A 23,326-nucleotide genomic window follows, 5' to 3' on the forward strand; every position below is an offset into this window, starting at 1 on the left:
TGTATTAAGAGATTACCCCAATAACTAATTAACTATTAAAAATGAAAAAAAACACGAATAAGCATTTACTTTTTGTAATTCCCGCAATTTTAGGTTTTACAATTAGTCAGGCTCAGAATACTTTGATAACTAAAGAGCCAGGAATTAATGTTAATTACATGGATAAAAGTGTAAAACCAAACAATGATTTCTTTCGGTATGTGAATGGAACTTGGTTAAATAATACGGAGATTCCAAGTGACAGGACTAGATGGGGAAGTTTTGATGAATTACGTCAAAAGACCGATAATGATGCTTTGTCAATTTTAAAAGAGGCCACAACAAATCCTGCGTATAAGTCCAATACTGATCAAGGAAAAGCGATCAATCTATACAAATCGATATTAGATACTGTTGGAAGAAATAAATTAGGTATAAATCCGTTAAAACCCTATTTAAAAAAGATAAATGCAGTAAAAAACACTAAAGACTTAGAAGCATTATTGATCGAAATGGAACCTATCGGTGGCATTGGATTTATGGGTGCCGCTGTTGGAACGGATGCAAAGAACAGTAATAGAAACGTAATTAATTTAGGTCCTGGGGGCGTAGGCTTACCAGATAGAGATTATTATGTTTCTGATGATGCCGATTCAAAAGAGAAACGTGCAAAATATGTTTTACACGTTGCTAAAATGTTGCAGTATCTTGGTGATAAACCAGCAGTTGCTAAAATGAATGCGGAAAAAATTCTAGCGCTTGAAATTGCGATGTCTAAACCAAGGATGGACAGAGTAGAAAGACGGGACCGTCGTAAGTCCTATAATCCAATGAGCATTAAGGATCTTCAGAAATTAACTCCATCTATCGACTGGAATAATTATTTCACAAAAATTGGTTTGGCAAAAGCAGATACAGTAATCGTATCGCAACCTAAATACATGGCTGCTCTAGAAACTATTTTTAAAGAAAATAAAGTAGAAGATTGGAAAGCATACATGCGTTGGAGTTTATTGAATAGAGCTTCTAGCCAATTATCAACAAATATAGAAAATGCCAATTGGGAGTTTTATGGAAGAACTTTAACGGGTGCAATTAGTCAAAGACCACGTGACGAAAGAGCACTTCAAACGATCAATGGCGCAGTTGGAGAAGCTTTAGGGAAATTATATGTAGAGAAAAAATTTCCTGCTGAAGCCAAAGTCAAAGCAGAAAAAATGATTAAAAACATATTCCTTGCTTTTGAAAACCGTATCAATAATTTGTCATGGATGTCAGCGGAAACAAAGGTTAGTGCGCTTGCTAAATTGCACAAATCAAGAATAAAAATCGGTTATCCTGATAAATGGAAAGATTATTCGGCCTTGACAGTTAAAAGTCCACAAGAAGGCGGAACGTATTTTGACAATGCAAAAAACATGGCAAAATGGCGTTTTGATGAAAACATAGCCGAATTGAACAAGCCAGTTGATAAAGAAAAATGGGGAATGTCACCACAAACTGTAAATGCATATTACAATGCATCTAATAATGAAATTGTATTTCCGGCCGCTATTTTACAGCCGCCTTTTTACAACTATCAAGCCGATGAAGCGGTAAATTATGGTGGAATTGGAGGCGTTATAGGTCATGAAATTTCACATGGTTTCGATGATTCAGGAGCGAGATACAATGCTGACGGAAATCTAGTAGACTGGTGGACAGCAGAAGACTTGAAACAATTTTCCGCTTTAACAGGAGCGCTTGCCGCACAATATAGTGCCTTGCAGCCAATACCGGGAACATTTGTGGATGGTAAATTTACGCTTGGAGAAAATATTGGAGATTTAGGTGGAGTGAATGCAGCTTATGATGGTTTGCAATTGTATCTGAAAGAAAATGGAAATCCGGGATTAATTGACGGATACACACCAGAACAACGTTTCTTCATTTCTTGGTCTACAATTTGGCGTTCAAAAACACGTGATGAAGCATTGAAAAACCAAGTCAAAACAGACCCACATTCACCAGGAATGTATCGTGCTTATGTTCCTTTGCAAAATGTAGATACGTTCTATCAGGCTTTCAATATTCAAGCCAATGACGGAATGTATATTGCACCGGAAAAACGAGTACGAATCTGGTAATAATTATTCTATAATAGCAAAAGGTCCCATTTGTGTAAGCAGATGGGACCTTTTTTATTTGTTAGCTACTTTTTGATTCCGTCCTTTTCTCAACGAATAATTCACCATATATAATCCAAATAAGGTAACCCCACCGCCTATAGCAATGGAAGCATTGAGCGTTTCTCCAAAAATTATGGCACCTAAAATCACGGCAATAATTGGGTTTATATATGCATAAATACTACTTATTTGTGCTGGTAAATTTTGCAGTGCATAAATAAAGGCAATAAAAGTAAGAACAGAGCCAAAAACAACTAAATAAGCAATTGACCACCAGGAAATAGCTGGAATAGAACTTAACGATACGGACGAGCCAGTAGCGCCAGTATAAGCAAAAAGCAAAATACTGGAGAGAAACATCTGTAATCCTAAACTGAAATAAGGATTAAAACTTGCTGCTTTTTTCTTAGTGTACAAAGTTCCAAAAGCCCATGTTAAAGTTGAAATAAGTGAAATAAAAATCCCAAATCTAAAATCGGGTTTTATAAAATCGCTCAAATGATCGTAAAAAATTAGACAAATACCACCAAAACTCACTATTAAACCAATTACAGCTAATCTTGCCAGTCTTTCGCCTCTAAAAAAGCTTATTATAACAATCCATAATGGAACAATAGCGCCAATTATCGCTCCTAAACCACTACTGATATACTTTACTCCCCAAGTGCTAAGACCGTTGCTCAAAACAAAATTTAGGACACTCAGAATTAGGATTGTTTTCCATTGCTTTCCTTTTGGCCAAGGAGTCTTCTTGAACAAGAAAAAGGAAATATAGAGAAAACCGCCAATAAATTGTCTAATAGCGGCGAGTTGTAAAGCAGGCATGTGTTTTACACCTTCTTTTGAAGCAATCCAAGTGGTACCCCAAAAAAGACTGACCCAACATAAAGCTAATATTGGTAATCCAATGGAGTTGACTTTAGACGAAACCGCATTTTTGATTTTAGTTTTCACGTTATAAATTTGGTTTGGTAAAATTATAATTTAATTTAGTCTGTATATTATCACTTAAAATGGTTTTTCCAATAGAAACATTTTCATGGTTAAATTTTGGCAACGCTAAATTCAAATCCATTGCTTTTTGGGTGTAATAATTTTCTCGTGTAGGATGAAAAGGAGTTGCCGCATTGAAAGTTTCATTCCAAGAATTGGTCTCAATAATTTTTAGAATAATACCAATGCAATCTTGCTGATGAATAAGGTTTATTGGCGCTTCAGGATTATCGATGTTTTCACGACCAGCTAGAAATCTCACAGGATGTCTGTCTTCGCCAATTAAGCCACCAAAACGAAGAACAGTAGTTTTGAAGTGCCTATTGCTTTGCAAAAGCTGTTCTGCTTCGACTAATTGTTTGCCACTTTCCGTATCTGGATTTAGTGGAGATTCTTCGGTTACAATATCATTTTCTTCTCCATAAATGGAAGTGGAACTAACAAAAAGAACATTTTTAACAGATGATTTTTCTATAAATGGAATTAATACTTTTATTTTTTCAACAAAATTTTCTTTGTTGCTTCCTCGTAATTTTGGTGGTATATCAATGATTAAAGTACTCCTTTCCTGTAAAAACGATTCGACAGTACCCGATACACTTTTGCTGTCAAGCGAAACTAAAAAAGGACTAATTCCTTCGTTTTCCAATGCTAAAAGTTTCTCTGTAAAAGTTGTCGATCCATTCACCGAAAATCCTTTTCCTAATAAGGCTTTCGCCAAAGGCAAACCCAACCAACCGCAACCTAGAATGCTAATTTTTGTCATTTTTATTTTTAAGTTATTTGACTTTTAAACTGTCTTTTGCAACCATTAAACTGTCTTTTACAATAGGAGTTACAATGCCAATATTCAAAGTGTTTACAGCCACAACTGGGCTTGGTTTTATCGTTTCTTTAATTACCACGGCATCATTCAAAACAAAAGGAGTTGGCATCATCCAATCTTCTCTTTTTACGATATTAAATAATGGATTGTGCAATAAATCAAAAGAACTTTCCATTAATTCCATTTTCAATGGAGTTGTGGCATCTATACTGAACTGCATTTCTAAAGGAAAATTGTCTACCACATAGTAACTCAAAATTTTCTTTCCGTTTCGTTGATATTTAGAACTTTTTTGTCCTAAAGTGCTCGCCCCATTTGCTTTGAAATTATAAATAGTCATTTTTTCATTGGCATAAATGTCATAACGATTTACTTTTCGGTTGGGTGAAATCTTTATTTTCAAATACCTTTGATTACCTACAATTCTATCTTCCAGAAATTCGATACTTGGTTTTTTAAGATTTTTTATTGGAGCTTCTTTTGAATAAGTAAACCCGGAATTATATTTACTGAACAAAGGTGTTTCATTCAAATCCTTAGCATCTTTTGGGTTTTCACCCAAATAGTTTTTGGTCCAAGAGTCAAGGTTACTGTCATAAGTTGCCCAACTTGCCTTGTTGGTATCGGCATTATAGATATACAACAAACTATTTGATTTGGCTTTGCCAAATTCATAACCGGAACTATAATGTGCTTTCGCAAAAAAGCCAATAGCGAGTGCAAAAAACAATAAGGACCACAATCCTTTTTTGGCGAAAGCCCCAAAAACAGGTAATAATAATGCAAAAGTTAAAACAGTAAGTAGTGCACTTCCAAATAATACTTTTAATCCCAAACCGACAGGAAACATTTGAATAAATGGCACTATGATTAATAAGGCTGGGATGCTACAAATAAGATTTAGTGTTTTATTTGACCTTTGCGTAATAATAAAAATTCCAAAAGAAAATAGTCCAAAGTAAATGGGAATGATCAAAAATCCTGCACCTTGCAAACTAATAGCAAGACCTCCGTTGATGATAATCCATAAAAATAACGGAGCAACATAATGATTCATCGTCACTTTTTTGGCTGAAAAAAGCTGATAAAACGCTAAACTAATTGCTATGCCCAAAAGAACAAAAGCAGCAATATAGGCATGACCATTATAGGTAAATCCGTTGAGTAAATCATTGTATTGCGGATAGATTTTCAGCAATGCTTTCCATCCAAAAAAAGTGATTAATCCGGTAATAATTAAGGAACTCGAAAACGGAATAAATCCTTTTAAAATTTCAGGGAATGATAAAATGCGTTTTGCAATTCCTAGAAACAGTAAAAATACAAAGAATACCAAAGCGATTATTGCCATTGGTAAAACCCAATCAAATGGATAACTTATAAAAGTATAGGGAATGGTGAAATAAACATAATCTTCAGTAGCTTTTGTAGTCCTCAAATCAGCATTCGAAAAATAATTCAGCAAGGGCATTAAGTACGAGCCTTGATGTGTCAATGTATTTGTATTTAAATGATTCATATCATCTTGGGCGGTGTGATAATTAAAATGATCATCGATAAAGGCAAAATTATAACCTTGAATATTACCTTGCTCTCTAAAAACCGTCAAATCCGTATCATTGGGCAACATTTTATAAATGCTGTACATTAGCGAGTTCGAAACAGGAAAAGTCGCTTTTGCTGCAGCGAATTCTTTCACCAATCCTGCGTTTCCTTTGTTGGTTTCCATCAGCATATAACTTGGACCCGAGGAACCGCGCGCTTCAAAATTCAAAACCAAACCTACGTTTTTTGCCCACGGATGTTGGGTTACAAAAAGTGCGGCACCATTTAACCCTAATTCTTCAGCATCCGAAAAGAGAATTATGATATCATTTTTATGCTGTTTTTTAGTATACAAGAAAGCGCGAACACTTTCCATGATGGTAGCTACGCCTGATGCGTCATCACTTGCGCCATGCGAGTAGGAATGTGGTGCGCTGTCATAGTGCGAAAGCAAAAGCAAGGCTTCAGAACTATTGGTTCCTTTTATACGAGCCAGTATATTTTTAGATTTCACTAGATTTCCCCAATCGCTTAGTGTAAATCCTTCCTGGACGGAAGTTTCTAACCCTAATTTATGGAGTTCTTTTATAAGATAATCAGCCACTACTTGATGATTATCCGAACCTACATAATGAGGCTGTTTTGAGATGGCTTCTACTTGGGTCAATGCTCTTTTGGTTGAAAATCCAGAAAGGGATTCTGCTTCGCTAGAAGTCCAATGAGGCATCATTGTAAAGTAAATCAATCCCAGAATCACTAGGATAAATAAACTGGCAAAAAATGAGGAATAATCTTTTTTCATTATTGGTTAGATAGATTTTGGGGTTGTGGTATTAAATGTCTTTTTTAACTAACATATAAAAATCATTGTCCAAAACCATGTAGCCTTGGTCATAAAGGAAATAGTAGGTATTTCCTGTTTTAGTCTGTAAAATATTGGTAAAAAATTCGAAATCAAAACCCTTGCTTAATAGTTTTGCCCGAGTGGTTTTTGATTTTCCTTCAATATTGAGTTCGGATAGAATGCGGTAATTCTTGCGCAACTTATTGTTGATGTTGCGCATAAAATTAGTGCTGTCTTTGTTTATCTTGTTATTGTAGGCATTACGGCAACCGTCGCTACAAAACTTTTTGTCTTCGCGGCCTACAATCTTTTCTCCACATTCTAAGCAGGTTTTGTTCATGGATTGATTCTTTTTATTTCGTACAAATCGGTTCTGCGGTCTTTTAAGATTCTGGCGCTTCCATGTTCATGAAGCTCTTTAAGCAAATTCAGGTCTACATCTACTATCAAAGTCATTTCAGTATTAGGAGTCGTTTCCGCTTTTATTCCGGTGCTCGGAAATGCAAAATCTGAAGGCGTAAAGACAGCAGATTGTGCATATTGAATATCCATATTGTTCACTTTTGGAAGATTTCCAACGCATCCGGCAATGGCGACATAACATTCGTTTTCTATGGCTCTGGCTTGCGCGCAGTGTTTTACTCTTATATAGCCACTTTGGTTATCTGTTAAAAATGGTACAAATAAAATGTTCATTCCTTCATCGGCCAATATTCTTGATTGTTCAGGGAATTCAACATCATAACAAATCATAATTCCTATTTTTCCGCAATCAGTATCAAAAGTTTTAATTTGGGAACCGCCTTTCATTCCCCAGTGAAGGACTTCATTTGGAGTGATATGAATTTTATAATACATTTCAGAGGTTCCGTCTCTTTTACAAAGAAACCCAACATTATACAAAGTGCCATTTTCTAGATAAGGCATACTTCCTGAAATGATATTAATGTTATAAGAGATGGCAAGTTCCTGAAATTTTTTGCGAATGGGATCTGCATATTTCGCAAGCTCTCTAATGGCATCAGGTTCTGATAAATGATTGTAATCTGCCATAAGTGGGGCAATAAATAACTCCGGGAAAAGGGCGAAGTCACTTTTATAACCGGATATGGCATCAATAAAAAATTCAGCTTGTTCAAATAATGCCTCCAGATTTATTAACGGACGCATTTGCCATTGAATCAATCCAATTCTTATGATGCTTTTTTGAGTATTTATTAATTGGGGACTTTCATCATAATAAATATTGTTCCATTCTAATAATACAGCAAATTCTTTGGAATCGGTGTCTCCTGAGAGATAATTTTTCATAATTCTCATTACGTGAAAATCATTACTCAATTGAAAAGAGAGCACTGGGTCATGCAATTCTTTTCGTTTTACTTTTTCGATATACTTTTTCGGAGTCAGTTCTTTAGCGAATTTGTTATAATTTGGAATCCTTCCGGCAAAAACTATTGCCTTTAGGTTCAATTTTTCACATAATTCTTTTCTAGCATCGTACAATCTTCTGCCAAGACGCAAACCTCTATAATCCGGATGAATAAATACATCAATTCCATATAAGATTTCCCCTTTGCGATTGTGTGTCGAGAAAGTAAAATTCCCTGTTATTTTAGCGTAATCAGAATTTTTATCTACTAAAACTTCGTCTACAATTAACGAAAAGGCTGCACCTACCACTTTTTTATCTGCTAAAATTACCAGTTGGCCGTCAGGAAACATGGAAAGTATTTGCTCAATATCTTGTTCTTTCCAATACGAGTCTTCTAATTCCGGATAGGATTTTAGCATTGACTTTTTTAACTCCTTATAGTCTTCAATCTGTAAATTTCGTAACTCTACTTTTTTTATTTTTGACTGCATAAAAAGTTGATTTCCATCAAATATAATCAAAATATTCCATTTACAAACGTTTACAAATAGTTACAACCGAAAGTAAGTAGTTATCTACCGAATAAATTTTTGAAGCCACCGCATCTTTGCAATGTTGATACGAAAGAACGTTTCAATAAATAACTTATATACACTAACATTTAAATTTTACACGCCATGAATGCATTAAGAAACAAAGTACAGTTAATTGGACACGTAGGGAATGATCCGGAAATCAAAACTTTTGACGGAGGAAAAAAACTTGCCAATTTTACAATAGCGACAAACGAAAGCTACAAAAACGATAAAGGAGAAAAAGTAGAGGAAACGCAATGGCACAAACTTGTAGCTTGGGGGAAAACTGCCGAAATCATAGAAAAATACGTAACTAAAGGAAAAGAAATTGCCATAGAGGGTAAATTGACTCACAGAAGTTACGATGATAAAAATGGTGAAAAACGATATATCACAGAAGTTGCGGTTAACGATGTGTTGCTTTTAGGAAAATAGATTTCGGCTTGTTATTCCGATAGCCTTTAGAATTAAATACCTCTTTTTGTTGTAGTTTTTTATGATAAATTAAAAACTACAGCAAAAAGCGGTATTTTTTTTAGGTGTTCATTAATTCCTGAAAGTAATCTACAAATTTCCCCAGATGTAAACCATCCATTAATCCGTGATGAACATGAACCGAGAGAGACATGGTTTTTTTACCATTTTCGGCAACCATCATTTTACCGAAAGAAATTTTAGGGCAACTATCCGGAAAACTATAATTTCTTGCGTGTGAAAGCGAGGTGAAATTCAGCCAAGGAATTGATGAAAAATGAATTACATTATCCTCTTCAAAAGTTCTTGTAAAAAGACCTGTTGTATTTTGAATGCGTTCAATTTCTGCGCGAGCAGTTTTTTCAAAAACAGTAAAATCAGCATTATATTGAATCAAAGAAAAACCAAAAGTACCATCTTCACGTCCAATTGTTGCCGAGCCATTGATTTGGTCATGAATGAAGATTTGATTCTCTAAAATTCTGTAACGAAACGATTCAATCGTATTAACCGCTATTAATGTTTTGTGTAAGTAATAAATGAAAAACGAGGTGTCTAAGGCTTTTGCTGCCTTATAAGCTTTGGTACAATCTATTTTGACAGTTGCACCAAAAAAAGGTTCTTCCATTTGTTTAAAAAACAGAAAGTGTTCTTTTCTATTCCAATTTTCTATATCTAAAAGTGTTTTCAAGATGGTGTAACGTTATATTGTTGTCAAAAGTACAGTTATTCTAGTAATCCTTAAATTCATTTTCAGAAATTTTAATTGTAAATCGGTACTGAAATGCAAGCACCTAAAAACGGAAGTTTTGAGGCATAAAAAAAGCCCTAAAAGAAATTTCTTTTAGGGCTTTTTGATATAATGAATTAGATTATTTTACTCTGAAAGTAACTTTTCTAACTAATTTTCTTGCAGCATCTGAATCTTTATCAACTGAAGTGTCTTCACCAGCAGCGATTACATTCAATCTTGAAGCATCGATATTAGCTTTTACTAAAGTGTTTTTTACATTATTAGCTCTTGCATTAGATAATTTATCATTGTATGCAGATCTTCCTAATTCGTCAGCATGACCAATAATGTCAATTGAAGCAGAAGGATTGTTTCTTAAGTAAGTTAAGATAAAATCAGTACCTTCAGAAGAAACGTTTGTTGGCTTAGATTTATCGAAATCAAAATAAACAGCTACATAACCACCATTAATTAAACTTTTAATTAATTCGTTGTCATAAACAGTAGTTGTATCACCTGATTTACTAGCATAATTTTTCAAGATGTAAGCTTCTGTTTCGTCAGGAACGTTATTGTTGTTTTTGTCAATAGATCTTCCTTTAGTGTCAACCATTTGACCAGCAGGAGTATTTTGTTCTTGATCTAAATAGTCAGCTACACCATCATTGTCAGTATCTAACATTTTGTTTTCGATAGCCATAAATCTTGCGTCAATTGCATCAAATTTACCTTCGTTATCGATAACCCAGTCAGCATGTTTTACATTTTCACCTAAGTAAACTGTAATACCTGCAGTACCGTTAAAAAGAACTCCAGACAAACCTCTTGGAGTAACTGAACTAGCACCGTCAAAAGCAAGATTCTGTCTACCGTGAATTAGAGTAGTGAAATCTCCTGTCAAGGCAATTCTGTCAGATAATTTGATTTGACCTGTTATACCAGCCATTAAGTTACCCATTCTGTCTTTTGAATAAGTAGGATTTTCTTTTTCCAAGAATGATAAACCTACACCAGCATGACCTAATAAACCAATTGTTTTAGTCCAAGTCTCAAAGCTCATAATTCTTCCTAAGTTAGCAACACCTTGTAAATCTACTCTGTAGTACTTTGTGTCGAAATTTTTAGAATTATCTCCTTCTGTAAAACTGTTGTAACCAAAATCAGCTTTCATACCGAATTTGTTGTTAAACATGTAACGAACTCCTAAATCAGCAACATAAGGACTAACTACAGCAGTTCTATAACCAGCTGTCATTGATCTTGTTGGTTTGTTAAAACCACCAGCTAATTCTACAGACCATCTGTTAAAAGGAGTTTCAACTGTAGTTTCTGTGCTTTTAACAGTTTCTGTTTGAGCACTCATCGTGGTCATAACAGAAGCAAATACTAACGTAAGTATGATTTTTTTCATTTTATTTCAAATTTAATTTAGCGCAAAAATACATCACAATATTTAATTAAAAAAAACAAACAGTTAATTATATAAGAATTAATATTTGTTTTGTGATGATAAAAAATAGATAATTTACCTAATACACTGAAAATCAATGTTTTAATAATAGTAATGCAAGAATATTTTTTTTTGTTAATATTATAAAAAACGGTTAAAAACAGATTTTATATTTCAGATGCCAATAATCAAATCAATTTATCCAAGTAATTTGGATTAAAACAGTCTTTTGTAAACTGTATAATCGTCTAATTTTAATGTTGTTTAACTACATATCAAAAGTATAGAGCTATTTCAGTCTTTTTAGAACATCAGTTATTTTTTCGAAAGCACTGAAGTTTACATGTTCCACTTTATGGTCGATTTTTTCGTGTGCCCAAGTTGTGTGAAACGGAATATGAACTGCGTGTCCGCCAATGGCTAGAACTGGTAAGACATCAGATTTTAAAGAGTTTCCAATCATGAAAAATTCTTCAGGTTGTATCTCCAGTCGTTTAATCAAATCAGAATAATCAATTTCCTGTTTGTCTGACATCACTTCAATATGATGAAAATAATGACCTAAGCCGGAATTATGTAATTTTCGGCGTTGATCTAATAAATCGCCTTTGGTGGCAACAACCAATTTGTATTTGCCGTGTAAAGTTTCCAACGTTTCTTCCACGCCATCCAATAAAACAATCGGTTTCTCGAGTAGTTCTTTTCCGTATTGAATGATTTTTTCAATTATTTCTATGGGAAGAGTATTATTCGAAATAGTCATTGCTGCTTCAATCATAGAAAGTATGTACCCCTTGATTCCGTATCCGTATAATTTTAAATTATCAATTTCTACTTTAAAAAGTTCTTTGGAAATTCCTTGATGCGATAAATAATCTTCCATTAAACCACAGAATTTTTTCTCGGTTTCATCAAAATACGTTTCGTTAATCCATAAGGTATCATCAGCGTCGAAAGCAATTACTTTTAGGTTCATATTTGATTGATTTTACCACAAATTCGCTGATTAATATAGTATAAAATACATATTAATTAGCGAATTAGAGGTTGGTTTTTCTTAATTTATAGTCTCTCCATTGGCAACTCCATCGGTATCCGGATTTACAAACACCAATTTTCCTTCGGCATTTGTGGTCATCAAAATCATTCCTTGACTTTCAACACCACGAAGGTTTCTTGGTGCCAAATTCACTAGAACAGTAACTCTCTTCCCGACAATGTCTTCCGGTTTAAAACTCTCGGCAATTCCTGAAACAATCGTGCGGATATCAATTCCGGTATCAATTTTCAAAATCAAAAGCTTGTTGGCTTTTGGCATTTTTTCGGCTTCCAAAATCGTTCCTGTACGAATATCCATTTTGGCAAAATCCTCAAATTGAATTTCTTCTTTCTGTGGTTCGGCTATTTTATTTTCGGCTTTGTTGGCTGTTTTTGTAGCTTCGAGTTTGTCTATTTGTTTTTGAATTTCCTCGTCTTCAATTTTTGCAAACAATAATTCCGCTTCTCCAATTTGGTGTCCCGCCAGAATTAAATCAGAAGTTTGAGCAATAGTATTCCAGTTCAATGGACTTTCTATTTTTAGAATTCTTAATAATTTTTTGGCTGTAAATGGCAAGAACGGTTCGCAAAGTGAACTCAACGCAGCTGCAATTTGCAATGCCACATACATTTGAGTTTGCACGCGTTCCGGATTGTCTTTGATGACTTTCCAAGGCTCTTCATCGGCCAAATATTTATTTCCTAAACGTGCCACATTCATTAATTCACTCAAGGCTTCGCGAAATCTGTAACGCTCTAAAGAACTTGAAATCACAGCCGGATATGCTTGCAATTCAGCCAGGGTTTGTTCATCAACTTCTGACAACACATTTGGTTGCGGAACAATTCCGGTGTAATATTTGTTGGTTAAAACCACCACGCGATTAATGAAATTCCCGTAAATCGCAACCAATTCATTATTATTTCTCGCCTGAAAGTCTTTCCAGGTAAAATCATTATCCTTTGTTTCTGGCGCATTCGATGTCAAAGCATAACGCAACACATCTTGCTGATTGGGGAATTCTTCCAAATATTCGTGAAGCCAAACCGCCCAGTTTTTAGAAGTCGATAATTTATTTCCTTCTAAATTCAAGAATTCGTTTGCAGGCACATTATCCGGCAAAATATAACTTCCTTCGGCTTTTAACATTGCAGGAAAAATGATGCAATGGAAAACAATATTGTCTTTCCCAATAAAGTGAACCAGCTTAGTATCCTGATCTTTCCAATACGGTTCCCAATCTTTTCCTTCGCGCAAAGCCCATTCTTTAGTAGAAGAAATATAGCCAATCGGCGCATCAAACCATACATATAATTTTTTTCCTTCGGCACCTTCAACAGGAACATCAATTCCCCAATCGAGGTCACGAGTTACTGCACGAGGCTCTAAACCGCCGTCAATCCATGATTTTACTTGTCCGTAAACATTGGGTTTCCAGTCGTTTTTATGTCCAACAAGGATCCATTCTTTCAAGAAATCTTCATAACGATCCAAAGGCAAAAACCAGTGTTTCGTTGATTTCAAAATTGGAGTTTCTCCCGTAATTGTCGATTTTGGATTAATCAAATCCGTAGCATTTAATGTAGAACCACATTTTTCGCATTGATCACCGTATGCTTCTTCGTTGCCGCATTTTGGGCAAGTTCCCACCACAAAACGGTCTGCCAAGAATTGGTCTGCTTTCGCATCATACAATTGCTCGGTTACTTCCTCAATAAAATCACCTTGTTCATACAATTTTCTAAAAAATTCCGAAGCTGTATCATGATGGATCTTAGCTGAAGTTCTGGAATAATTATCAAAAGAAATTCCAAAATCAGAGAACGATTTACGGATGATTCCATCGTATTTATCGATTACTTCCTGTGGCGTAATGCCTTCTTTTTTGGCTTTCATCGAAATCGCCACGCCGTGCTCGTCACTTCCGCAAACAAACAAAACGTCTCTTCCCTGCAATCTTAAATATCTGGAATATATGTCCGAAGGCACGTAAACACCCGCCAAATGGCCAATGTGAATCGGTCCGTTCGTATAAGGCAATGCAGCTGTAATCGTATATCTTTTTGGATTCTGTATCATGATTCTATTTTATTGAGTGCAAAAATAAGCAATAGAATTTTTATTTGAAGCTATTTCCCGCTATCCGTTGCAATCTTTCTATTTTCAAAGAAAAAATAGAAAGGATTTGCACTGTTATCGCGGCTAGGGAATCGGGTTTAATGTTTTCTGAAAGATTTGGAAAAACAATCATTGCGTAAGATATTTTTATACATTTAGAGAATAATCAAATTTGACATTTGTCATACTTGTCTACCTTAAATAGGGAGGCTTTGTGTGATTTCATAACGCATATAAAAAGTTATGAGCCATTTTGTGAAATCCATATAAAAGAAAATATGCTAATTCCAAGACAATATAAACCAAAATCGAACGAACTAATTTACCACTATTGTGATGCAAATACATTTCACGCAATTTGTACAAATAAAACTTTACGTTTTTGTGATGTTTTTTCTATGAACGATTTTATGGAAATGCATTGGGGATATTCAATATGGGAAAAATCAGCGTCAGAATTATTACCTGAATTAGGACAAGATTTCCTTGATGCAATTTTCCACATCTCTGGACTTAAAGCTTTAGCATTAGCATCTTGCTTTTCACAAGATGGAGATGTTTTAAGTCAATGGAGAGCATATTCAAATGATGGTAATGGGTATGTATTAGGTTTTAGAGCAAAAGACTTACTTAGGTTACCCATAAAAGGATTAAAAGTTGAATACAACGAAAAGAAACAAATCAAAGAAATTAAGGCAATGATAAAAGCTCTTCACGAAGTAGAAGAGTCTGAAGACGAAAAATTTGGTGAAGATTTCATAAATGCATGTATAGAGATTGCAAATGATTTAACTTCTTATAAAAACCCTGCATTTTCGGAGGAAAAAGAAGTAAGATTAGTGCATCTAGTTAATTTCATAAAAAGTAACAATTCGCTCAAAATTGTAGATCCAGGAGGAATAGCTTTCGGAAAAGATTTTGCTGCACAGGAAATCAAATTTTTAATGTCTCAGAATGCTCCAAAAACCTATTTAGATATTGATTTTTCAAATGGAGAGAAAAATTTCCCCATAAAGGAAGTGATAATAGGTCCCAAAAATACAGTCTTATCTTCTGCAATTTCTGTTTATTTAGAAACTTTGAATATAAAAAACGTTGAGATCAAAAGATCAAAAGCATCTTATCGATAATTTAATAAAATAGCCACGCTTTGCGAAGTATCCCGACTCGACACCTTTAATAAAAAAGAATTAAAGAATCTATTTTTTCACTAAACACATCCAGAAAGTGAAGTCGCTTTTATATTTTTGTTAACGTAATTAAAGAGAGAATAAATCATGCCCAAAGGACCCGAAAAAAACACCAAAAATAAGGCTTTACATTCCAAATTGCTCAATCGGAAAAAGACTAAATTTCAGGAGGAGAAAAAAGAAAAAGCATTACGTTTGAAAGCATTGGTTACAAAAATGAATCAGAAAAAGACTGGTGACGAATCGGATAGCATATAAATTATTATTGTATTTCTTTTCTGTAATAATTTACCCGAAATTTGCAGCAAATATTCAAACACAAAACCAATGGAATTCGGTAGAATAATTATTTCAGAAACAGCAATGAACAGTGAAAATTTCCAAGATGTGATTCACTCCAATATTTCGGTAATTAACTTAATGCGAGAGGAAGGGGTTAGCGATGATTTGATTCATGAAGATGCTTTGATGAGTTATTATTTAGATTATTATACGTCACAATATACAGAAGGGAATTTTGCTCAATTTGTATACAATTCGGGTTGGGACAAAGAACTAAACGAATTGATAGAAGAAGGTTTGGCACTTATTGGCGCCGAAAAACATTTGGAATTGTTCCAACAGCAATTCAAAAAAGTAAAATTAATGAGCAGTGTCAAACTCAATAAATTCCTGAAAGGGAAACTGGAAGGCGTAAATCCTATCCGAGATTTGCTCAATAACGACACTTTTTTCGAATTAGAAGAAAACCTAGTTACGCTGAATGCTACTTTCTTAAAAACCCACCCCGATTTCGAGGTCCTTTCTGTAGATGACATGTTTGCCGCCTTAGAAGAATTTGTGGGGCACGAGATTAAAAGAGAGTAATTTAAAGTCAAAAGGCGAAAGTCTTAAAGTCTCATTCTTATTGCGTTTAGTTGGTTGCCGACTTTATTCTATTGATGGCAAATAATCTACGATACTAATCAGGTACTAATCGGTGCATTTGACTTTAAGACATTAAGACTTGCGACTTTTGGACAAACTTTCACTCATTTCTATTAAACATTTCCTTAAATTTGCTTCCATTATTATAAAAGTTAGCGTTAAAAAAATCAAGCTATGTTACAAATCGCATTTATTAGAGAGAATCAAGAAAAAGTAATCACCGCTTTGGCAAAGAGAAACATCGATGCTACAAGTGTTGTTGAAGAAGTGGTACAACTAGATGAAAATCGTCGCGCTACGCAAGTGGAGCTAGACGGCATTTTATCCGAATCTAATAAATTATCCAAAGACATTGGCGAATTGATGAAAGCGGGAGAGAAATCGAAAGCCGCAATTTTAAAAGAAAAAACAGTTTTATTAAAAGAAAAAAGCAAGAAATTATCCGAAACTGCTGATGTTCTTGCTGCAGAACTTTTAGAGAAATTGTATACATTACCCAATCTTCCGGCAGATATCGTTCCAGTTGGAAAAACGCCAGAGGAAAACTTGAACGTTTTTGAAGAAGGTGAAATTCCAGTTTTGCACGAAGGCGCGCAACCTCATTGGGAATTGGTAAAAAAATACGACATCATTGATTTTGAACTTGGAGTAAAAATAACTGGAGCTGGATTCCCTGTTTATAAAGGAAAAGGAGCAAAATTACAACGCGCTTTAATCAATTATTTCTTGGATAAAAATACCGCTGCGGGGTATAACGAAGTTCAGGTTCCGCACATGGTAAATGAAGCATCGGCTTACGGAACGGGACAATTGCCGGACAAAGAGGGACAAATGTACCATGATAAAACCGATGATTTATACTTAATTCCAACAGCTGAAGTTCCAGTGACGAATTTGTTTCGTGATGTAATCCTTAACGAAAACGAATTGCCAGTTTTAACAACCGCTTACACGCCATGTTTCCGAAGAGAAGCAGGTTCTTATGGCGCGCATGTACGTGGATTGAACCGTTTGCATCAATTTGACAAGGTCGAAATCGTGCGTGTAGAACATCCAGAAAAATCATACGAAGCTTTGGACGGTATGGTCGAACACATTAAAAATATATTGCAAGAACTAAAATTACCCTATAGAATATTGCGTCTTTGTGGCGGTGATATGGGATTCACAGCTGCTTTAACATATGATTTCGAAGTGTTTTCTACGGCGCAAGATCGTTGGTTAGAAATTAGTTCGGTTTCTAACTTTGAGACTTTCCAATCTAATCGGTTGAAGTTGCGTTTTAAAGACAAAGACGGAAAAAACCAATTGGCACACACCTTAAACGGAAGTGCATTGGCTTTGCCAAGAGTTTTGGCCGGAATTTTAGAAAACTACCAAACTCCGGAAGGAATTGTAATTCCAGAAGTATTACGTCCATATTGCGGATTTGATATTATAAACTAAAAATTTTAACATACAGGTCATATAAGTTTTTGCAAAATTCTAAAATGAAGGTGATGCAAAATGTCGTGTATGACTTATATGTTTAAAAAAATTGATGTTTGATAAAACAAATTGTATTTAACAATGAAAAAACTCCTTCTAAATATTATCATGTTTTTTTCATTAGTCTGTTTTGCTCAAAACGAACAATTGGCGCAGTATTATTATGATAAAGGCGATTTTGAAAAAGCCAAAATCAGTTATGAGGAGTTATTAGAAAACGTACCCCAAAACACACAATATTTTTTAAGAACAATAGATTGTTACCAACAATTAAAGCAATTTGATGTTGCAGAAAAAACAATACAAGAGCGACTGGATAAATACAAACAAGGAAATCTTCTCGTTGAGTTAGGCTATAATTTTCAGTTGCAAAAAAACGATGTAGAAGCCAAAAATTTCTACGATCAGGCATTAGAGCGAATCAAGAAAAATCCAAATGAAGTTTATGGTATTTCTAATTCTTTTGAGAAAAAAGTATTGTTGGATTACGCTTTGAAATCCTACCAAAGCGCTACAGAACTAGATCCCAACTTTAATTTTAATTATCAAATAGCACTGCTTTATGGGCAATTGGGTAATGCCGAAATGATGATTTCGACCTTCCTGAATGAAGCTTACGCGAATCCTCAAAACTCGATAATGATTCAAAATCAATTGGCTCGTTTTATGGTTGATGAGGGAGATGCCAACTTTAATGAAACCTTGCGCAAGTCATTAATTATCAGGGCTCAAAAAAATCAAGATATTTTTTGGAATAGGTATTTGAGTTGGTATTATGTGCAGCAAAAAGAATTTGAAAAAGCATTTATCCAAGAAAAAGCGATTTATAAACGCGATCCGGAATCACTTTCTAATATTGTGAATTTGGGTCAGCTTGCCATTGAGGAAGACAATCAGGAAGCGGCTAAGGAAATTCTTGGTTTTGTTTTGGAAAACACCAAAGATTTAGAGCTGTTGATTCAAGCAAATTCCTATTTGATGAAAATGAAAATAGGGAAGGCAAAGGAAAAAGATTTTGCAGCCATCAACACAGAATTACAGGCTTTATTGAAACAATATGAAATAAGTCCTTTTACCTTATCTTTGCAGCTTATTCAAGCCCATTTCGTTGCTTTTAATTTAAAAAAACCAGAAGATGGGAAAGCAATAGTTAAAAAAGCATTGGAGTTGCAATTGGATGATTTTGACGTGGCTCAGGCCAAAATGGAATTAGCAGATATTTTGCTTTATGAAGAAAAATTCAATCAAGCGTTGATTTATTATTCCCAAATTGAATTGGATTTAAAAAATGATGTAATAGCGCATGAAGCCAGTTTGAAATCAGCAAAAACGAGTTATTTTAAAACTGATTTCGTCTGGGCATTGAAACAATTCAAGGAATTAAAATCGGCCAATACACAATTGATTGCAAATGATGCTTTGGAATATTTTCTTTTGATAAATGACAATACCGTTGCTGATTCGACACAAACAGCATTGAAACAATTTGCAAAAGGTGATTATCTTTTATATCAAAACAGGAATCAGGAAGCGGAAGCTCAATTTCAGATGATATTAAAAAATTATAAAGGTCAGGAAATAGAGGCCGTGACGTTATTGCGTTTAGGAAGAATTTACGAAAAACTGGGTGATTTTACTTTGGCTTTAAGCCAATACCAAAATATTACAGACCATCATAGTGACGGAATTTATGTAGATGAAGCTTTGTTTTTTTCGGCAGAAATTTATAATAAACAATTAAAGTTGCCCGAAAAGGCAAAACCCTTGTACGAGAAAATAATTTTCAATCATCAGGACAGTATTTATTTTGTTGATGCCAGAAAGACATTTAGGCAATTGCGAGGCGATACTAATTTATAAAAAAGTTTAATTGATTATTGTTTAATCGATTTAAAAAGTAAGAAATGATAATATACAACGTAACTACAAACATACATGAAAGCGTTCACGATCAATGGATGATTTGGATGCAACACAAACACATTCCTGAAATTTTGGCGACAGGGAAATTCTCAGCGGCAAGAATGGTTCGGGTTTTGATTGAAGAAGAAATGGGAGGAGTAACTTATTCGGTGCAATACACAACGGACAGCAGAGAAACTTTGGAGAAATATTATCTGGAGGACGCACCGGCTTTTCGTGAAGAAGGAGCGAAGTTATTTGGTGAGAAAATGCTTGCTTTTAGAACCGAATTAGAATTGATTGCGGATTATTAATAGGAATCTATTTTCGCGAGCCTCGAGAAGTAACACAAAACAAAATAATTGCTTTGCGCCTTTGCGTCTTTGCAAGAAAAAAACAAAATGGAAAAAGTAAAAGCCAAAAAACACCTCGGACAACATTTCTTGAAAGACGAAAGTATCGCAAAAGACATTGCCGATACCTTGAACTTAGAGGGATATGATGATATATTAGAAATAGGACCAGGAATGGGTGTTTTGACTAAATATTTATTGGACAAACCAATCAATACATACGTTATAGAAATCGATACAGAGTCAGTTACATATTTAGACGAAAATTACCCAAAATTAAAGGATAAAATCATTTCTAAGGATTTCCTGAAATACAATATCAACGAAATTTTCGAAGGAAAACAATTCGCTATCATTGGGAATTTTCCGTATAATATTTCGACACAAATTGTTTTTAGAACATTAGAATATCGCCACCAAATTCCAGAATTTGCAGGGATGTTTCAAAAAGAGGTGGCGCAACGCATTTGTGAAAAAAAGGGAACTAAAGCATATGGAATTCTGTCGGTTTTGGTACAGGCGTTTTATGATGCGGAATATTTATTTACCGTAGATGAAAATGTATTTATTCCGCCGCCAAAAGTTAAATCAGGGGTTTTACGTTTGCGCAGAAAAGAAGACTATAGTTTGCCTTGTGGTGAAAAATTATTTTTCACGGTGGTGAAAACGGCTTTTCAACAACGCAGAAAGACTTTGCGTAATAGTTTGAAAACCTTAAATTTGTCAGACAAACTGAGAGAAGACCCTATTTTTGACCTTCGACCAGAACAACTTAATGTAGAACAGTTCATAGAACTTACTCAAAAAATAGAAGCCGATGGAGTTTAAAATCAGCAAAGAGCTAATCAAACAAATAGCTCAGCTCATTCAAGCTAAGGACAACCAGCAGTTGGAAATTCTGTTAAATGATATGCACCATGCTGACTTTGCAGAAATTCTTGACGAAATTGATATAAATGAAGCGACCTATATTTTTAAAGTATTAGACAGTGAAAAAACCGCTGAAATTCTTCTGGAACTGGAAGATGATTTGCGGGAAAATATATTAAGCAGACTTTCACCAAAAGAAATTGCCGAAGAGCTTGACGAACTCGATAGTAATGATGCCGCTGATATTATTGGAGAGCTTTCCAAGGACAGAAAAGCAGAAGTAATATCTGAGCTTCAAGATGTAGAACATGCCAAAGGTATTGTTGATTTGCTGCGTTATGATGAGGACACGGCCGGGGGAATCATGCACAAAGAATTGGTGAAAGTTAACGAGAACTGGAATGTGCTAACATGCGTGAAGGAAATGCGAATTCAGGCAGAAAACATCTCCAAAGTGCATTCTATTTATGTGGTGGATGATGACAACAAACTTAAGGGTCGTTTGTCATTAAAGGATCTGCTGACCGCTCCCACGACTAAAACGCCGATTAGTGAATTTTACATCCGCAAACTAAATTATGTAGATGTCGAAACGGCAGATGTTGAGGTTGCTCGAATTATGGACAAGTACGACTTAGAGGCTATTCCGGTTGTGGATGAATTGGGTCGTTTGGTAGGTCGAATAACCATCGATGATATTATAGACGTCATAAAAGATGAGATCGAAAAAAGAGATACTGAAGACATTCAAAAATTTGGGGGTTTGGAAGCCCTTGAATTGCCTTATGTCCAAACAAGACTTTTCGAAATGGTCAAAAAACGCGCCACTTGGTTGGTTGTTTTATTTATAGGAGAAATGTTCACAGCTTCTGCAATGGGCTTTTTTGAAGGAGAAATAGAAAAAGCAGTGGTTTTGGCACTATTTGTTCCTCTAATCATTTCGAGTGGAGGAAATTCTGGTTCACAAGCCGCGACTTTAATTATTCGTGCAATGGCATTGAAAGAATTAGACTTAAAAGATTGGTGGTTTGTAATGAAAAAAGAAATCGCATCAGGATTTTTACTGGGTTCTATATTAGGGATCGTGGGCTTTATTAGAATTATGATTTGGCAACAAACTGGATTGTATCAATATGGAATTCATTGGTTTGCAATTGCAATGACGGTTTCACTTTCGCTAGTCTTTATCGTTTTATGGGGTACCCTTTCAGGCTCAATGATTCCATTTCTATTAAAAAAACTTAGACTAGATCCTGCCACATCATCAGCGCCATTTGTCGCTACTTTAGTTGATGTAACTGGTTTAGTTATCTATTTTTCAATTGCTTCTTTATTATTAAAAGGCAAATTGTTATAAAAAGGGTGTGAATCCATGAAGTATTAACTAACACAATAACCACAACAAGAATGAAAATTCACATAATTGGCGGAGGAAACTTAGGCGTTGCTATTGCAAAAGGATTGTCAAAATTTTCGCATGGAAATCAAATCACCATAACCCGAAGAAATACATCAAGCATTCTTTATCTTGAGCAACTAGGCGTAAACGTTTCTACAGATAATAAATATGAAATTCAAGACGCAGATATTATTATTCTGACGATAAAACCCTATCAGATTGATATTGTTTTGGCAGAAATTCTACCTGTAATTTCTAATAAAATAATCGCTTCGGCGGTGAGTGGATTGTCTATTGAAAATTTACAAAATAAGATAGGTGCTTCTAATAGCGCTATCCGAATTATGCCGAATATTGCATCACAATTTGGCGCTTCGGCTACTTGTATTGCATTTCATGAAAAGGACATAAAGAAGGCACAAAATGTGGTATCTCTTTTCCAGAATTTAGGAACAGCTCCAATAATTGACGAAAAATTAATGGATGCAGCAACGGTTCTTGCGGCCAGCGGAACAGCCTTTGCCTTGCGCTATATTCGTGCATCGATGCAAGCCGGAATCGAAATAGGATTTGACTGGCAAACGGCACTAGCTATTTCTGCACAAACCGTAAAAGGCGCTGCCGAAATGATTATGGAAGAACAAATACACCCAGAACAATTAATTGACCGTGTAACCACACCACAAGGTTGTACTATTGCAGGATTGAACGAAATGGAAATGCACGGATTCAGTTCGTCATTGATACGAGGAATCAAAACTTCTTTGAAACAAATCAAGGGATAAACGTCATTTGAGCGGTGCCCCCAATAAAAAAAGGGTCTTCTCAGCGTAACCGTTGAGAGACCTTTTTTTTATTGGCGTCATCCCGAACCGTCTGGACATTCGCGCTACAAGGTAGCTTGCTACTATAGCTCATGGAACTGCAATTGGTATCGTGTTCAGTTCTCTACATCTGCAAGGGAAACTATAAATTAGGGGTTTTCTTTTGATAGATTTGTTAGCGAGATTAGATTTATACAAGCAAATCATTAGTTTTGATAAAGAATGAATAAACTTTATTTATAGCGCAAAGCCAA

Annotated in this window: 20 protein-coding genes; 11 read left to right on the top strand and 9 right to left on the bottom strand. The window is 34.9% G+C overall.

The window, feature by feature from the left end:
• Nucleotides 1-41 precede the first annotated feature (41 nt).
• Nucleotides 42-2,105, top strand: coding sequence for a M13 family metallopeptidase (locus C4S35_RS02270; protein WP_103998601.1), 2,064 nt, complete (start codon nt 42-44; stop codon nt 2,103-2,105).
• Between the two features lie 54 nt (nt 2,106-2,159).
• Here the strand turns inward: C4S35_RS02270 and C4S35_RS02275 are convergent, their stop codons facing one another.
• The 5 genes from C4S35_RS02275 to C4S35_RS02295 all read right to left on the bottom strand — a co-directional run bounded on the left by C4S35_RS02275 (nt 2,160) and on the right by C4S35_RS02295 (nt 8,221).
• Nucleotides 2,160-3,101 (bottom strand): DMT family transporter, encoded by a 942-nt coding sequence (locus C4S35_RS02275; RefSeq protein WP_103998602.1) that lies wholly within the window; start codon nt 3,099-3,101, stop codon nt 2,160-2,162.
• Nucleotide 3,102: 1 nt separating this feature from the next.
• The gene (locus tag C4S35_RS02280) at nt 3,103-3,906 is read right to left on the bottom strand and encodes an SDR family oxidoreductase (protein WP_103998603.1); all 804 of its coding nucleotides are present in this window, start codon (nt 3,904-3,906) and stop codon (nt 3,103-3,105) included.
• A gap of 13 nt (nt 3,907-3,919) precedes the next feature.
• Nucleotides 3,920-6,241 carry a M28 family peptidase gene (locus C4S35_RS02285; protein ID WP_103998781.1) on the bottom strand — a complete coding sequence of 774 codons (2,322 nt, stop codon included), beginning with the start codon at nt 6,239-6,241 and terminating at the stop codon, nt 3,920-3,922.
• A gap of 103 nt (nt 6,242-6,344) precedes the next feature.
• Nucleotides 6,345-6,695 (bottom strand): hypothetical protein, encoded by a 351-nt coding sequence (locus C4S35_RS02290; RefSeq protein WP_103998604.1) that lies wholly within the window; start codon nt 6,693-6,695, stop codon nt 6,345-6,347.
• Nucleotides 6,692-8,221 carry a bifunctional GNAT family N-acetyltransferase/carbon-nitrogen hydrolase family protein gene (locus tag C4S35_RS02295; RefSeq protein ID WP_103998782.1) on the bottom strand — a complete coding sequence of 510 codons (1,530 nt, stop codon included), beginning with the start codon at nt 8,219-8,221 and terminating at the stop codon, nt 6,692-6,694. The genes C4S35_RS02290 and C4S35_RS02295 overlap by 4 nt, the downstream gene beginning before the upstream one ends.
• Before the next feature lie 186 nt (nt 8,222-8,407).
• On the opposite strand from C4S35_RS02295, the gene C4S35_RS02300 reads away from it, so the two are divergent.
• Entirely contained in the window at nt 8,408-8,740 is a 333-nt protein-coding gene (locus C4S35_RS02300; RefSeq protein ID WP_103998605.1) for a single-stranded DNA-binding protein, read from the top strand.
• Nucleotides 8,741-8,840: 100 nt separating this feature from the next.
• On the opposite strand, the gene C4S35_RS02305 is transcribed toward C4S35_RS02300, so the two are convergent.
• From C4S35_RS02305 to metG, 4 genes are all read right to left on the bottom strand, one after another.
• The gene (locus tag C4S35_RS02305) at nt 8,841-9,470 is read right to left on the bottom strand and encodes a chloramphenicol acetyltransferase (protein ID WP_103998606.1); all 630 of its coding nucleotides are present in this window, start codon (nt 9,468-9,470) and stop codon (nt 8,841-8,843) included.
• Nucleotides 9,471-9,651: 181 nt separating this feature from the next.
• On the bottom strand, nt 9,652-10,923 hold the full coding sequence (locus C4S35_RS02310; RefSeq protein WP_103998607.1) for an OmpA family protein: 1,272 nt from the start codon (nt 10,921-10,923) through the stop codon (nt 9,652-9,654).
• A 328-nt stretch (nt 10,924-11,251) separates the two neighbouring features.
• A complete protein-coding gene (locus C4S35_RS02315; RefSeq protein ID WP_103998608.1) occupies nt 11,252-11,938 on the bottom strand; it encodes an HAD family hydrolase in 687 nt (228 codons plus the stop codon).
• Between the two features lie 81 nt (nt 11,939-12,019).
• Nucleotides 12,020-14,080: a methionine--tRNA ligase gene (gene metG, locus C4S35_RS02320; RefSeq protein ID WP_103998609.1), complete on the bottom strand. Its 2,061-nt coding sequence runs from the start codon at nt 14,078-14,080 to the stop codon at nt 12,020-12,022.
• A 437-nt stretch (nt 14,081-14,517) separates the two neighbouring features.
• Between metG and C4S35_RS02325 the strand changes: the two genes are divergently transcribed.
• The 9 genes from C4S35_RS02325 (at nt 14,518) to proC (ending at nt 23,033) form a co-directional block, all read left to right on the top strand.
• A complete protein-coding gene (locus C4S35_RS02325) occupies nt 14,518-15,249 on the top strand; it encodes a DUF2971 domain-containing protein (protein WP_159916619.1) in 732 nt (243 codons plus the stop codon).
• A gap of 147 nt (nt 15,250-15,396) precedes the next feature.
• A complete protein-coding gene (locus tag C4S35_RS15695) occupies nt 15,397-15,567 on the top strand; it encodes a hypothetical protein (RefSeq protein ID WP_167386500.1) in 171 nt (56 codons plus the stop codon).
• A gap of 69 nt (nt 15,568-15,636) precedes the next feature.
• Complete coding sequence (locus tag C4S35_RS02330; RefSeq protein WP_103998611.1) at nt 15,637-16,176, top strand: DMP19 family protein; 540 nt, start codon at nt 15,637-15,639, stop codon at nt 16,174-16,176.
• Between the two features lie 234 nt (nt 16,177-16,410).
• Nucleotides 16,411-17,682, top strand: a complete 1,272-nt coding sequence (gene serS / locus C4S35_RS02335; RefSeq protein ID WP_103998612.1) for a serine--tRNA ligase — start codon at nt 16,411-16,413, stop codon at nt 17,680-17,682.
• Nucleotides 17,683-17,805: 123 nt separating this feature from the next.
• Nucleotides 17,806-19,584: a tetratricopeptide repeat protein gene (locus C4S35_RS02340; RefSeq protein ID WP_103998613.1), complete on the top strand. Its 1,779-nt coding sequence runs from the start codon at nt 17,806-17,808 to the stop codon at nt 19,582-19,584.
• Between the two features lie 44 nt (nt 19,585-19,628).
• Nucleotides 19,629-19,940: a DUF4286 family protein gene (locus C4S35_RS02345; RefSeq protein WP_103998614.1), complete on the top strand. Its 312-nt coding sequence runs from the start codon at nt 19,629-19,631 to the stop codon at nt 19,938-19,940.
• A gap of 87 nt (nt 19,941-20,027) precedes the next feature.
• On the top strand, nt 20,028-20,807 hold the full coding sequence (gene rsmA / locus C4S35_RS02350; RefSeq protein ID WP_103998615.1) for a 16S rRNA (adenine(1518)-N(6)/adenine(1519)-N(6))-dimethyltransferase RsmA: 780 nt from the start codon (nt 20,028-20,030) through the stop codon (nt 20,805-20,807).
• Complete coding sequence (gene mgtE, locus C4S35_RS02355) at nt 20,797-22,206, top strand: magnesium transporter (protein ID WP_103998616.1); 1,410 nt, start codon at nt 20,797-20,799, stop codon at nt 22,204-22,206. Before rsmA ends, mgtE begins: the two co-directional genes overlap by 11 nt.
• Nucleotides 22,207-22,256: 50 nt before the next feature.
• On the top strand, nt 22,257-23,033 hold the full coding sequence (proC, locus tag C4S35_RS02360) for a pyrroline-5-carboxylate reductase (protein WP_103998617.1): 777 nt from the start codon (nt 22,257-22,259) through the stop codon (nt 23,031-23,033).
• The last annotated feature ends 293 nt before the right edge of the window (nt 23,034-23,326 follow it).

Source organism: Flavobacterium urumqiense (assembly GCF_900108015.1).
GTDB lineage: Bacteria > Bacteroidota > Bacteroidia > Flavobacteriales > Flavobacteriaceae > Flavobacterium > Flavobacterium urumqiense.

Bases quoted from the DNA above. Each gene is read 5' to 3' on its own strand.
- C4S35_RS02315 (WP_103998608.1), bottom strand. From the start codon at position 11,938: ATGAACCTAAAAGTAATTGCTTTCGACGCTGATGATACCTTATGGATT.
- metG (WP_103998609.1), bottom strand. From the start codon at position 14,080: ATGATACAGAATCCAAAAAGATATACGATTACAGCTGCATTGCCTTAT.
- C4S35_RS02270 (WP_103998601.1), top strand. From the start codon at position 42: ATGAAAAAAAACACGAATAAGCATTTACTTTTTGTAATTCCCGCAATT.
- C4S35_RS02300 (WP_103998605.1), top strand. From the start codon at position 8,408: ATGAATGCATTAAGAAACAAAGTACAGTTAATTGGACACGTAGGGAAT.
- C4S35_RS02280 (WP_103998603.1), bottom strand. From the start codon at position 3,906: ATGACAAAAATTAGCATTCTAGGTTGCGGTTGGTTGGGTTTGCCTTTG.
- C4S35_RS02310 (WP_103998607.1), bottom strand. From the start codon at position 10,923: ATGAAAAAAATCATACTTACGTTAGTATTTGCTTCTGTTATGACCACG.
- C4S35_RS02295 (WP_103998782.1), bottom strand. From the start codon at position 8,221: ATGCAGTCAAAAATAAAAAAAGTAGAGTTACGAAATTTACAGATTGAA.
- C4S35_RS02330 (WP_103998611.1), top strand. From the start codon at position 15,637: ATGGAATTCGGTAGAATAATTATTTCAGAAACAGCAATGAACAGTGAA.
- rsmA (WP_103998615.1), top strand. From the start codon at position 20,028: ATGGAAAAAGTAAAAGCCAAAAAACACCTCGGACAACATTTCTTGAAA.
- serS (WP_103998612.1), top strand. From the start codon at position 16,411: ATGTTACAAATCGCATTTATTAGAGAGAATCAAGAAAAAGTAATCACC.
- C4S35_RS02340 (WP_103998613.1), top strand. From the start codon at position 17,806: ATGAAAAAACTCCTTCTAAATATTATCATGTTTTTTTCATTAGTCTGT.
- mgtE (WP_103998616.1), top strand. From the start codon at position 20,797: ATGGAGTTTAAAATCAGCAAAGAGCTAATCAAACAAATAGCTCAGCTC.
- C4S35_RS02285 (WP_103998781.1), bottom strand. From the start codon at position 6,241: ATGATGCCTCATTGGACTTCTAGCGAAGCAGAATCCCTTTCTGGATTT.
- C4S35_RS02325 (WP_159916619.1), top strand. From the start codon at position 14,518: ATGAACGATTTTATGGAAATGCATTGGGGATATTCAATATGGGAAAAA.
- C4S35_RS02290 (WP_103998604.1), bottom strand. From the start codon at position 6,695: ATGAACAAAACCTGCTTAGAATGTGGAGAAAAGATTGTAGGCCGCGAA.
- proC (WP_103998617.1), top strand. From the start codon at position 22,257: ATGAAAATTCACATAATTGGCGGAGGAAACTTAGGCGTTGCTATTGCA.
- C4S35_RS15695 (WP_167386500.1), top strand. From the start codon at position 15,397: ATGCCCAAAGGACCCGAAAAAAACACCAAAAATAAGGCTTTACATTCC.
- C4S35_RS02345 (WP_103998614.1), top strand. From the start codon at position 19,629: ATGATAATATACAACGTAACTACAAACATACATGAAAGCGTTCACGAT.